Origin of the sequence: Klebsiella sp. JB_Kp042 (genome assembly GCF_040065275.1) — a bacterium.
GTDB lineage: Bacteria > Pseudomonadota > Gammaproteobacteria > Enterobacterales > Enterobacteriaceae > Klebsiella > Klebsiella quasipneumoniae.
Genome location: NZ_JBEAJL010000027.1, coordinates 127,091 through 139,628, shown reverse-complemented (window position 1 = coordinate 139,628; position 12,538 = coordinate 127,091). Strand labels below are relative to the sequence as shown.

Below are 12,538 nucleotides of genomic sequence, written 5' to 3'. Positions count from 1 at the left end.
GGCCCGCCAATGAGCGGGCTTTTTATTGGACAAAAATAATACGAACAGGCGAGAACAATAATGCAAACATCCAAACCGGCACTCGAGCTTCTCACCAGCGACGCCATCTACCGGGAGAACCCGACGGCGTTATTCCACCAACTGTGCGGCGCCCGTCCGGCCACCCTGTTGCTGGAATCGGCTGACATCGACAGCAAAGATGACTTAAAAAGCCTTCTGCTGGTCGACAGCGCGCTGCGCATCACTGCCCTCGGTGACACCGTCACCATTCAGACCCTCTCCGCCAACGGCGCCGCGCTGCTGGAGCTGCTGGACGGCGCGCTGCCCTCCGGGATCGCCAATCAGCGCCAGCCCAACGGCCGCATCCTGACCTTCCCGGCGGTCAGCTCCCTGCTCGATGAAGACGCCCGCCTCTGCTCGCTGTCAGTGTTTGACGCCTTCCGTCTCCTGCAGGAGCTGGTGACCGTCCCGGTCAACGAGCGTGAAGCGATGTTCTTCGGCGGCCTGTTCGCCTATGACCTGGTGGCCGGCTTTGAAGATCTGCCGCCGCTGCAGAGCGACACTGCCTGCCCGGACTACTGTTTCTATCTGGCGGAGACCCTGCTGGTCATCGACCATCAGACCAAGCATACCCGCATCCAGGCGAGCCTGTTCACGCCGCTGGAGAGTGAAAAACAGCGCCTGGAGCAGCGCCTGAGCCAGCTGCGCCAACAGCTGAACGAGCCGCCGCTGCCGCTGCCGGTCACCACCGTGGCCGAAATGCGCTGCGACGTTGACCAGAGCGATGAAGAGTACGGCGCGGTGGTGCGCAAAATGCAGCGCGCGATCCGCGCCGGGGAAATCTTCCAGGTGGTCCCTTCCCGCCGCTTCTCGCTGCCCTGCCCGTCGCCGCTGGCCGCCTATGATGTGCTGAAGAAGAGTAACCCCAGCCCGTATATGTTCTTTATGCAGGACAACGATTTCACCCTGTTCGGCGCCTCGCCGGAGAGCTCGCTGAAGTACGATGCCGTCAGCCGTCAGATTGAGATCTACCCCATCGCCGGCACCCGGCCGCGCGGCCGCCGCGCCGACGGTTCGCTGGATCGCGATCTCGACAGCCGTATCGAACTGGAAATGCGCACCGATCACAAAGAGCTTTCCGAGCACCTGATGCTGGTGGACCTGGCGCGCAACGATCTGGCCCGCATCTGCACCCCGGGCAGCCGCTATGTCGCCGATTTAACCAAGGTTGACCGTTACTCCTTTGTCATGCATCTGGTCTCCCGGGTGGTGGGTGAACTGCGTCAGGATCTTGATGTGCTGCACGCCTACCGCGCCTGCATGAACATGGGCACTCTCAGCGGCGCGCCGAAGGTTCGCGCCATGCAGCTGATTGCCGCCGCCGAAGGTAAACGACGCGGCAGCTACGGCGGCGCGGTGGGCTATTTCACCGCCCACGGCGACCTCGACACCTGCATCGTCATCCGTTCCGCCTACGTGCAGGAGGGTATCGCTACCGTCCAGGCCGGAGCCGGCATTGTGCTCGACTCGGTTCCCCAGTCGGAAGCGGATGAGACCCGAAATAAAGCCCGCGCGGTGCTGCGCGCCATTGCCCAGGCCCATCACGCGAAGGAGATTTTCTGATGGCTGACATTCTGCTGCTCGATAATATCGATTCTTTCACCTATAACCTGGCAGACCAGCTGCGCGCCAACGGCCATAACGTGGTCATTTACCGTAACTCCGTTCCGGCGCAGGCGCTGATTGAGCGTCTGGGCACCATGGACAACCCGGTGCTGATGCTCTCCCCTGGCCCGGGTACGCCAAGCGAAGCCGGCTGCATGCCGGAATTGCTGACCCGCATGCGGGGCAAGCTGCCGATCATCGGCATCTGCCTCGGCCACCAGGCCATTGTCGAAGCCTACGGCGGCTATGTCGGCCAGGCGGGCGAGATCCTCCATGGCAAAGCCTCCAGCATTGAGCACGACGGCCAGGCGATGTTTGCCGGTCTGGCTAACCCGCTGCCGGTGGCGCGCTACCACTCGCTGGTCGGCAGCAATATTCCCGCCGGGCTGACGATTAACGCCAATTTCAACGGCATGGTGATGGCGGTGCGTCACGATGCGGATCGGGTGTGCGGCTTCCAGTTCCATCCGGAATCGATCCTCACCACCCAGGGCGCGCGACTGCTGGAGCAGACTCTGGCCTGGGCGCTGCAGAAGCTGGAGCATACCAACACCCTCCAGCCGATCCTGGAGAAACTGTACCAGGCGGAAACCCTGAGCCAGCAGGAGAGCCACCAGCTGTTCTCCGCCGTGGTGCGCGGCGAAGTGAAGCCTGAACAGCTGGCCGCCGCGCTGGTCAGCATGAAAGTGCGCGGCGAGCAGCCGCAGGAAATTGCCGGCGCCGCCACCGCGCTACTGGAAAACGCCGCGCCGTTCCCGCGCCCGGACTACCTGTTTGCCGACATCGTCGGCACCGGTGGCGACGGCAGCAACAGCATTAATATCTCCACCGCCAGCGCGTTTGTCGCCGCCGCCTGTGGATTGAAAGTGGCGAAGCACGGCAACCGCAGCGTCTCCAGTAAATCAGGCTCTTCCGACCTGCTGGCGGCCTTCGGCATTAATCTCGATATGAACGCCGATAAATCCCGCGCGGCGCTCGATGAGCTGGGCGTCTGCTTCCTGTTCGCGCCCAAGTATCACACCGGTTTCCGCCACGCGATGCCGGTCCGTCAGCAGTTGAAGACCCGTACCCTGTTTAATGTGCTGGGACCGCTGATCAACCCGGCGCATCCGCCGCTGGCGCTGATTGGCGTCTACAGCCCGGAGCTGGTGTTGCCGATTGCGGAAACCCTGCGCGTACTCGGTTATCAGCGCGCGGCCGTGGTACACAGCGGCGGGATGGATGAAGTCTCGCTGCATGCGCCCACGGTGGTCGCCGAGCTGCATGCCGGAGAAATCAAAAGCTATCAGTTGACCGCCGACGACTTCGGCCTGACGCCTTACCATCAGGCGCAGCTGGCGGGCGGTACGCCGGAAGAAAACCGTGACATTCTGACGCGCTTGCTACAAGGTAAAGGTGAAGCCGCTCACGAAGCCGCCGTCGCCGCCAACGTCGCCATGTTGATGCGTTTACACGGGCATGAAGATCTGAAAGCTAACGCTCAGCAGGTACTGGATGTGCTGCACAGCGGCGCGGCCTATGACAGAGTGACCGCCTTAGCGGCAAGAGGGTAAAGAATGCAGACCGTTTTAGCAAAAATCGTTGCCGACAAAGCGATTTGGGTGGAAGCCCGCAAACAACAACAACCGTTAGCCAGTTTTCAGAATGAGGTCGTCCCGACGCAGCGCAATTTCTATGACGCGCTGGCCGGCACCCGCACCGCGTTTATTCTCGAGTGCAAAAAGGCCTCGCCGTCGAAGGGGTTGATTCGCGAAGATTTCGATCCGGCGGCGATCGCCAGCATCTACAAACACTACGCCTCGGCGATCTCGGTGCTGTGTGATGAGAAATATTTCCAGGGCAGCTTCGATTTTCTGCCGATCGTCAGCAAGGTCGCGCCGCAGCCGATCCTGTGTAAGGACTTCACCATCGACCCTTACCAGATCTACCTGGCGCGCTACTATCAGGCCGACGCCTGCCTGCTGATGCTCTCGGTGCTCGACGATGAACAGTATCGTCAGCTCTCCGCGGTGGCTCACAGCCTGAATATGGGCGTGCTGACCGAAGTCAGCAACGAAGAGGAGCTGGAGCGCGCCATCGCTCTGAAGGCGAAGGTGGTGGGCATTAACAACCGCGACCTGCGCGATATGTCGATTGACCTTAACCGCACCCGTCAGCTGGCGGCGCGTCTCGGCCCGGATGTCACGGTGATCAGCGAATCCGGCATCCATACCTATGCCGAAGTGCGTGAGCTGAGCCACTTCGCCAACGGCTTTCTGATCGGCTCCGCCCTGATGGAGCAGGCGGATCTGGAAGCGGCGGTCAAACGCGTGCTGCTCGGTGAGAACAAAGTGTGCGGCCTGACGCGCCCACAGGATGCCCAGGTGGCCTGGGAGTCCGGCGCCATTTACGGCGGCCTGATCTTCGTCCCGACCTCGCCGCGGGCGGTAAATGACGCCCAGGCCAAAGCGGTGATCGCCGCCGCGCCGCTGCAGTACGTCGGCGTCTTCCGCAATGCGCCGCTGGACGAGGTGGTCGCCCGCGCCCAGGCCCTGGGGCTGGCCGCCGTGCAGCTGCACGGTGATGAAGACCAGGCTTATATCGACGCGCTGCGCGACGCCCTCGCGGATAACGTCCGCATCTGGAAAGCGTTGAGCGTTGGCGAAACCTTGCCGGCCCGTACACTCCGCCATGTCGATAAGTATCTGCTCGACAACGGCCAGGGCGGCAGCGGCCAGCGTTTTGACTGGAGCCTGCTGCAGGGCCAGGATCTGCGCAACGTTATGCTGGCCGGCGGCCTCGGCGCCGATAACTGTGTGGAAGCGGCCAAAAGCGGCTGTGCCGGACTCGATTTCAATTCAGGCGTAGAGTCGCAACCCGGGATTAAAGACGCCAGCAAGCTGGCCTCCGTTTTCCAGACGCTGCGCGCATATTAAGGAGCAATAATGAGCACTTTACTGAACCCCTACTTCGGCGAATTCGGCGGCATGTATGTGCCGCAGATCCTGATGCCCGCCCTGCGCCAGCTGGAAGAAGCCTTTGTCAGCGCGCAGAAGGACCCGGCCTTTCAGGCGGAATTCACCGACCTGCTGAAAAACTACGCCGGTCGTCCGACGGCCCTGACCAAATGCCGGAACCTGACCGAAGGGACCCGCACCACCCTGTACCTGAAACGCGAAGATCTGCTGCACGGCGGCGCGCACAAAACCAACCAGGTACTGGGCCAGGCTCTGCTGGCCAAACGGATGGGCAAAACCGAAATTATCGCCGAGACCGGCGCCGGCCAGCACGGCGTCGCCTCAGCGCTGGCCAGCGCCCTGCTCGGCCTGAAATGCCGTATCTACATGGGCGCTAAGGACGTCGAACGCCAGTCGCCGAACGTCTTCCGTATGCGCCTGATGGGCGCCGAAGTGATCCCGGTGCACAGCGGTTCCGCCACGCTGAAAGATGCCTGTAACGAGGCGCTGCGCGACTGGTCCGGCAGCTACGAGAAGGCGCACTATATGCTGGGCACCGCCGCCGGTCCGCACCCGTTCCCAACCATCGTGCGTGAATTCCAGCGCATGATTGGCGAAGAGACCAAAGCGCAGATCCTCGAAAAAGAGGGACGCCTGCCGGACGCGGTGATCGCCTGCGTCGGCGGCGGATCAAACGCCATCGGCATGTTCGCTGATTTTATCGAGGAAACCCATGTCGGCCTGATCGGCGTGGAGCCTGCCGGGCACGGTATCGAAAGCGGGGAGCACGGCGCGCCGCTGAAGCATGGTCGCGTTGGGATCTACTTCGGCATGAAGTCGCCGATGATGCAAACCGCCGACGGCCAGATCGAGGAATCTTACTCCATTTCCGCCGGGCTGGACTTCCCGTCCGTTGGGCCGCAGCACGCGTATCTGAACAGCACCGGGCGCGCCGACTATGTGTCGATCACCGACGACGAAGCGCTGGACGCGTTCAAAGCGCTCTCCCGCCACGAAGGGATCATCCCGGCGCTGGAGTCCTCGCACGCCCTGGCCCACGCGCTGAAGATGATGCGCGAAAACCCGGAAAAAGAGCAGCTGCTGGTGGTTAACCTCTCCGGCCGCGGCGATAAAGACATTTTCACCGTACACGACATCCTGAAAGCGCGAGGGGAAATCTGATGGAACGCTATGAGACGCTGTTTGCCCAACTAAAAAACCGCCAGGAAGGCGCCTTCGTCCCCTTTGTGACCCTTGGCGATCCGGGACCGGAGCAGTCGCTGAAAATTATCGATGCGCTGATCGAAGGCGGCGCCGATGCCCTTGAGCTGGGGATCCCCTTCTCCGACCCGCTGGCGGACGGCCCGACTATCCAGGGCGCGGCCCTGCGCGCCTTCGCCGCGGGGGTGACCCCGGCGCAGTGCTTTGAGATGCTGGCGGCTATCCGCCAGAAGCATCCGACGATCCCAATCGGCCTGCTGATGTACGCCAACCTCGTCTTCAGCCCGGGTATCGATGAGTTCTATGCCCAGTGCGCCCGCGTCGGCGTCGACTCGGTGCTGGTCGCCGACGTGCCGGTGGAAGAGTCCGCCCCGTTCCGCCAGGCGGCGATGCGCCATAACATCGCGCCGATTTTCATCTGCCCGCCCAATGCGGATGACGATTTACTGCGCCAGATTGCCTCATATGGCCGCGGCTACACCTATCTGCTGTCGCGCGCCGGGGTGACGGGTGCGGAAAATCGCGCTGCGCTGCCGCTGCACCATCTGGTGGAGAAGCTGGCGGAATATCACGCCGCGCCGCCGCTGCAGGGCTTTGGCATCTCCGCGCCGGAGCAGGTGTGCGCCGCCATTGACGCCGGCGCCGCCGGGGCGATCTCCGGTTCCGCCATCGTCAAAATCATCGAACGCCATCTTGATGAGCCGCAGGCCATGCTCGACGAGCTAAAAGCCTTCGTCCAGAGCCTGAAGGCGGCGACCAAAACCGCCTGACCGTCAGCCGCCTGGCCTTGCGCCGGGCGGCGATTTCCTCGCGTTAGCTCCCCCTCCACGTCATCTTGCACGCCTGCACATCAGACTGAACGATGATCGACACCTTGACGCCAGGCGATGCGCTTTAACGTGGAAATTGATGGCGGGCGGATACCGAAGATTTGCACCATGTTGAAAGTAAAAATATCGCTCTCCCTGGTACAGGAGAGCGATAGGTCAGGCAATCAATATTGCCCGAATATCGTTTACGTTGGTTAGCGTTGGGCCGGTCATTACCAGGTCATCGAGCGCATGAAAATAGCTATAGCTGTCGTGTGCATCAAGATAACTAGCCGCATTTAGACCACCCATTTTGCCGCGTGTTATCGTGTCCGGGAATACCAGCGCACCTGCTGCATCTTCCGTTCCGTCGATACCATCACTGTCGCCAGCGATTGCCCATATACCGCTTTCTCCCTGCAACGCACAGGCCAGACTGAGCGCAAATTCAGTATTACGACCCCCTTTCCCGTGCTGACCCTGACTTACCGTCACGGTGGTTTCGCCCCCCGACAACAGCACTGCCGGACCGGAAACCGGATGACCATATTGCTTCACGGATTTAGCAATCCCGGCCATAACAATGGCCACTTCACGACTTTCGCCTTCTAACGCATCGCCGAGAATAAGCGGCGTCAGTCCGTGTCTGCACGCAGCCAGCGCGGCAGCCTGCAAAGCCCGCTGCGGCGTGGCAATGAGTTTTACTTCGCTGTTCACTGCGCTTTCAACCGGGCCTGCCGGCTGGCTTAGCAGTTTATGAACAGGTTCCGGGGTCTGAATACCGTAGCGCTGAAGTACCCGAAGCGCATCAAGCGGCGTGCTGTCATCGGCGACAGTAGGACCTGATGCCACATCTGCCGGGTTATCCCCTGGCACATCGCTGATAATCAGTGACACAATACGGGCCGGTTGCGCCATTCTTGCCAGCTTGCCGCCTTTCACCGCGGAGAGATGACGACGTACCAGATTCATCTCTTTGATATTGGCACCGCTGTGCAGTAGCGCGCGGGTAATGGCCTGCTTATCTTTCAATATTAATCCTGGTGCGGGCAGCGCCATCAACGCCGAACCGCCACCGGAAATGAGCGCCAGCACCAGGTCATCAGAGGTCAATCCGCGCAGCGCTTCCACAATCAGCATGGCGGCAACTTCGCTCATCGAATCCGATACCGGATGAGCAGCCTCGATAATCCGGATGCGACCAGCAGGCACCGCGTAACCGTAACGCGTCACCACCACGCCAGACACATCCACATCCGGCCAGGCTGTATCAACAGCCGCTGCCATTGCCGCCGAGGCTTTACCGGCACCGATTACCACGCAGCGGCCACGCGGTTTTTCCGGCAGGTTAGACAGGATCGCAGGCCCGGCTCGGGCGCTGTCGACAGCATGCTGAAAAATATCCTGCAGGATCTCTGCAGGCTGTTCATTTATCATGGTTATACAGTCTCGGCGATATTTGCTCTGGCTTCGATAAATTCCACTACAGCGCGGGTGACGTCCGCGGTACTGGCCGTTCCACCGACATCTGGCGTCAGAATGCCTTTCTCACAAACATATTCGATACTTTCCATAATCATCGCCGCGGCGTTACGCTCTCCCAGATGTTCAAGCATCTGTACCGCAGTCCAGAAGGTTGCTATCGGGTTAGCAATGCCTTTGCCGGTGATATCAAAAGCTGAACCATGGATAGGTTCGAACATGGAAGGGAAGCGGCGTTCCGGATCAATATTGGCGGTCGGCGCTACGCCCAGACTGCCCGCCAGCGCGCCGGCCAGATCGGAAAGGATATCGGCATGCAAATTGGTGGCAACGATGGTATCCAGGGTCTGGGGATGCAGCGTCATGCGGTGCGTCATCGCATCGACCAGCATCTTGTCCCACTGCACATCCGGGAATTCCTGCGCCACTTCGGCGGCAATCTCATCCCACATCACCATACCATGGCGCTGGGCGTTGGATTTAGTCACCACGGTCAGCAGTTTACGTGGACGAGACTGCGCCAGTCTGAAGGCATAGCGCATAATGCGCGTAACCCCGACGCGGGTGAAGATGGCCACCTCGGTGCCGACTTCTTCCGGTAAGCCACGGTGTGCACGGCCGCCGTTACCGGAATACTCACCTTCGGAGTTTTCGCGCACAATCACCCAGTCAAGATCGCCGGGCCCGCGGTTGCGCAGCGGTGAGGTGACACCCGGCAGGATTTTGGTTGGACGCACGTTGGCGTACTGGTCAAACCCCTGGCAAATTGGCAGGCGCAGACCCCAGAGTGTGATGTGGTCAGGGACATCCGGTGCGCCCACCGCGCCGAAGTAAATGGCATCAAATTTTTTTAGTGTGTTCAGCCCTTCTTCCGGCATCATCACGCCATGTTTTTTGTAATAGTCCGACCCCCAGTCAAAAGTCTCCACATCAAACTTCAGCTGCGGATCGTGGCGTGTCAGTGCATGCAGCACTTCAACACCTGCCGAGATGACTTCAGGACCAATACCGTCGGCAGGTATGGCGGCAATTTTATAGTTACGCATAGTAAATTCTCCGGTTAATGAGTATGAGGATGAGTGAGTTCTGCCGTTTGCGGTTTACCCGCCCTGGCAGAAAGGATCAGGACAATGAGGGCCGAAATAGCCAGCAGTCCGGCGACAAAGTACAGGCCCCAGGTGTAGCTACCGGTCTGCTCGCGGATCACGCCAATCATCATCGGGCCGACAAAGCCGCCCAGATTGCCGATGGAGTTAATCGTGGCAATACCCGCGGCCGCAGCCGGGCCGCTGAGGAACACGGTAGGCATACTCCAAAGGGGCGGTTTCGAGGCGCTGATGCCTGCGGTGACCAGGGTTAAGGCAACAATCACGGTAAACAGTGTGCTGACGTTACCGGCGTAAATCAGACCGGCTGCTGCCAGCAGGCAGGCACCAATCACATGCCAGCTGCGCTCTCTGGTGCGGTCAGAATGCCGCGCCCACAGGATCATGGCGATGACGCCGATGACCGCCGGGAAGGCGTTGAGGAAGCCAATCTCCAGTGAGGTAGCACCGAAGCTGCGGATGATTTGCGGGGACCAGATGCCAAGTGTGTACAAGCCGGCAGAAGTACCGAAATAGACCAGCGCCAGAGCCAGTACCCGCTTATCCGCCAGTCCTTTCCATGCGCTGCTGTGGTTCTGTTTTGCCGCCCGGGCCAGCTCCTCGGCCTGCATGGTGTTTTCCAGCCATGCACGCTCTTCGTCAGTCAGCCATTTGGCTTTGGCCGGACGATCGGTAAGAAAGAACAGAACCACAACGCCGAGTATCAGCGCTGGCAAGGCTTCCAGCACAAACATCCACTGCCAGCCGGCGTAGCCGAGAAAGCCATGCATCTCCAGCAGGGCGGCAGAAACAGGCGATCCCAATGCTGTAGAGAGCGGGGCTGCGGCCATAAAGATGGCGGTAACCTGCGCGCGTCTGGCTGCCGGGAACCAATAACAGAGATAAAGGATAATTCCCGGGAAGAAACCGGCTTCCGCTACACCGAGTAGAAAACGCAGAATGTAGAAGCTCGTCGTACCCTGCACAAAAGCCATGCAGCCAGAGACCAGGCCCCAGGTGATCATGACGCGGGCAATCCAGATGCGGGCGCCTACTTTATGGAGAATTAAGTTTGACGGCACCTCAAACAGAAAGTACCCCAGGAAGAAGATGCCGGCGCCCAGCCCAAAAACGGTGGGTGAAAAACCCAGATCCTGATTCATGGTCAGGGCGGCAAAGCCAATGTTGACACGGTCGAGGAAGGCAATGAAGTACAGCAGCATGATGAAAGGAATAATGCGCAGGGTAACCTTGCGCATCACCTTCTTTTCGAGGTCGTTTTTCATGACGGATGCTCCATAGTGATGTAGGGTTGTTATCGTTTTGTAATAAACCCAGTATGAAGTTTTGAACCGCTTTATCATCGGCATGGCTTTATATAAATAATTTGCATAATCAGGTTTTGGTGAAAAAATGGATATAAATCAGCTACGTTGCTTTGTGGTATTGGGTGATGAGCTTCACTTCGGCCGTGCTGCCCGTAAACTTGAAATGATGCCTGCGTCACTGAGTCGCTTCATAAAACTGCTGGAAGATGATTTGGGGATAAGACTACTGAATCGATCGACCCGCAATGTGTCGCTAACGCCTGAAGGTGCCGCCTTTTTAAATGAGGCCAAAACGGTCATTGCTGATTTCGATGCGCTACGGCAGCGATTCCGGAAAAATAGCCTGTTGCAGAAAAGGACGTTGCGGATCGGAGCTATCGATAGCGCAGCCAAAGGATTACTTCCTGAACTGCTTAATCTTTTCGTCAGGCGTTTTCCGGAGGCAGACATTCATCTTACGGAAGATAAATCTCATAAACTTATCCCTCGACTCATTTCAGGATGGCTGGATGTGGTCTTTGTACGTCCGCCGGAACATATTGATGCCACGCTGACAACACGTTTTATCGCCAATGAAACCTGCGTGCTGGCCGTGCCCGCTAACCACCGGCTGGTCAGTTATGACGAAGTCAGTATCGATGACTTCCGACACGAGCCGGTTATCGTGCCGGAAAGAGGCACCCGGCGTCACAGCCATGACCTGACAATGAATATTTTCAAGGAGGGTGGCAGCATGCCTGTCATCGCGCAGTATGCCGAAGAGAAGCAGACTATCCTGAGTTTTGTTGCCGCTGGACTGGGCATCGCTCTGGTGCCTGCGTCATATAAAGATATGAATGCGGACGGCGTGAAATACCTTAAGCTCGCGCCCAAAAAACATATCGAAGGCCTTCCCCTCAGCGCGATGTGGCATCAGGGAAATAACACTATCTATTTGCGATCCCTACTGGAGATACTTTCCGACAACATCGACGAGCTGACCCGTGATTTGTGACGGAAAAAGATGATTGTTGCGCCGGGGCGGCAACACGCGAGAATTTAGTTCGGTTGCTTACAGGCGAGCCCCTGGGCTTCCAGTTTCTTCACCTGGCGACTGGCGGTGGTGTTATCGCGCCCTAAATGATCCGCCAGCTCTCCCCCCCACCGGGCCATGGCGCCCTACCGCCACCAGCAGCGGAAACAGCATCTGTTCCAGCTGGACGCCGGCCGCCTGGAGGATCTGCTCATCGCGCACCGGCTGGTTCATCACGCTGCTGATATCCAGCAGCGCACGGTCTTTACCCTTGGATAAAAATCGCTTCCGCACAAAAGATGGGGTTGATATCTTAAATGAGAAATATTATCTTTCTCATTACTGAATAGTTGAGTAAATAACTCAGGTATTCAGTACGACATTGCTCACATTGCTTCCAGTATTTTTGCCCGCACTTGTGCGGGCTTTTTTTTACTCACAACACACCTCACGCACCAGCTGCCGCAGCGGGCAGTCAAGCCGCAGGGGCTGCTGGGCGTGATGTCCTCCGGCCAGGGCAGTCTGACGAACAATCTCGGCGGCCAGCGGGAGCTCTACCGCGGAAGTAAAGCCGCGCTGAATATGTTCATGCGCAGCTTCGCCGCTCGCCCCACCTCGGCCTGCCACCCGCTGGTAGTGATGGCTCCGGGATGGATCCGCACCGAGCTCGGCGGGGCCGACGCCCCCTGACCATCGAAGAGACCATCCCATGCCTGGTGAACGTCCTGCTCGACAAGCAGCGGCGCCCGGGACTGGAGTTTCCGGATTACCAGGGCCGCACGGTGCCCTGGTAAGCCCGCCGGGACGCCTGCCTCCGGGCGTCATTGACCCAGGGTCATCACGCTATGTACCGCTTTGTCCCGCCGCCTTTGCCGAGCTAATCCGCCTTTTTTGTTCAAAATTTATGAAATTTGTAAACGGTGGTGAAGAAATCAGTTTAAACGTCAACTTTTCTGTGTAAATATTAAGGCGAATGATAACTATTCTTTTTATCATTTAT

9 protein-coding genes, 2 pseudogenes and 1 other annotated feature (1 of these 12 only partly in view) are annotated in these 12,538 nt (G+C 59.0%); of the genes and pseudogenes, 7 read left to right on the top strand and 4 right to left on the bottom strand.

What is annotated here, in order from left to right:
• Positions 1-27 (top strand) — a sequence feature (Trp leader region); it begins 69 nt to the left of the window's first position.
• Positions 28-60: 33 nt separating this feature from the next.
• From ABLV54_RS10675 to trpA, 5 genes are read left to right on the top strand one after another with little or no spacing between them, the layout of a single operon-like run.
• A complete protein-coding gene (locus ABLV54_RS10675; RefSeq protein ID WP_050533928.1) occupies positions 61-1,623 on the top strand; it encodes an anthranilate synthase component 1 in 1,563 nt (520 codons plus the stop codon).
• Positions 1,623-3,218 (top strand): bifunctional anthranilate synthase glutamate amidotransferase component TrpG/anthranilate phosphoribosyltransferase TrpD, encoded by a 1,596-nt coding sequence (trpD, locus tag ABLV54_RS10670; protein ID WP_023289325.1) that lies wholly within the window; start codon positions 1,623-1,625, stop codon positions 3,216-3,218. The genes ABLV54_RS10675 and trpD overlap by 1 nt, the downstream gene beginning before the upstream one ends.
• 3 nt (positions 3,219-3,221) lie before the next feature.
• Complete coding sequence (gene trpCF / locus ABLV54_RS10665) at positions 3,222-4,580, top strand: bifunctional indole-3-glycerol-phosphate synthase TrpC/phosphoribosylanthranilate isomerase TrpF (RefSeq protein WP_023289324.1); 1,359 nt, start codon at positions 3,222-3,224, stop codon at positions 4,578-4,580.
• Positions 4,581-4,589: 9 nt separating this feature from the next.
• On the top strand, positions 4,590-5,783 hold the full coding sequence (trpB, locus tag ABLV54_RS10660; protein ID WP_023289323.1) for a tryptophan synthase subunit beta: 1,194 nt from the start codon (positions 4,590-4,592) through the stop codon (positions 5,781-5,783).
• Entirely contained in the window at positions 5,783-6,592 is an 810-nt protein-coding gene (gene trpA / locus ABLV54_RS10655; protein ID WP_050533929.1) for a tryptophan synthase subunit alpha, read from the top strand. The genes trpB and trpA overlap by 1 nt, the downstream gene beginning before the upstream one ends.
• Before the next feature lie 216 nt (positions 6,593-6,808).
• On the opposite strand, the gene ABLV54_RS10650 is transcribed toward trpA, so the two are convergent.
• The 3 genes from ABLV54_RS10650 to ABLV54_RS10640 are packed head-to-tail and all read right to left on the bottom strand — an operon-like array spanning position 6,809 to position 10,484.
• On the bottom strand, positions 6,809-8,068 hold the full coding sequence (locus tag ABLV54_RS10650) for a glycerate kinase (RefSeq protein ID WP_050533930.1): 1,260 nt from the start codon (positions 8,066-8,068) through the stop codon (positions 6,809-6,811).
• 2 nt (positions 8,069-8,070) lie between these two features.
• On the bottom strand, positions 8,071-9,159 hold the full coding sequence (locus ABLV54_RS10645; RefSeq protein WP_004203857.1) for a tartrate dehydrogenase: 1,089 nt from the start codon (positions 9,157-9,159) through the stop codon (positions 8,071-8,073).
• A 14-nt stretch (positions 9,160-9,173) separates the two neighbouring features.
• Positions 9,174-10,484 carry an MFS transporter gene (locus ABLV54_RS10640; protein ID WP_348814082.1) on the bottom strand — a complete coding sequence of 437 codons (1,311 nt, stop codon included), beginning with the start codon at positions 10,482-10,484 and terminating at the stop codon, positions 9,174-9,176.
• 127 nt (positions 10,485-10,611) lie between these two features.
• Between ABLV54_RS10640 and ABLV54_RS10635 the strand changes: the two genes are divergently transcribed.
• Positions 10,612-11,520 (top strand): LysR family transcriptional regulator, encoded by a 909-nt coding sequence (locus ABLV54_RS10635; protein ID WP_004203855.1) that lies wholly within the window; start codon positions 10,612-10,614, stop codon positions 11,518-11,520.
• A 47-nt stretch (positions 11,521-11,567) separates the two neighbouring features.
• On the opposite strand, the pseudogene ABLV54_RS10630 reads toward ABLV54_RS10635, so the two are convergent.
• A pseudogene (locus ABLV54_RS10630) lies at positions 11,568-11,832 on the bottom strand (helix-turn-helix domain-containing protein); the annotation flags it as partial.
• A 162-nt stretch (positions 11,833-11,994) separates the two neighbouring features.
• Between ABLV54_RS10630 and ABLV54_RS10625 the strand changes: the two are divergent.
• Positions 11,995-12,332 (top strand): annotated as a pseudogene (locus ABLV54_RS10625) (short-chain dehydrogenase); the annotation flags it as partial.
• Positions 12,333-12,538: the final 206 nt, after the last annotated feature.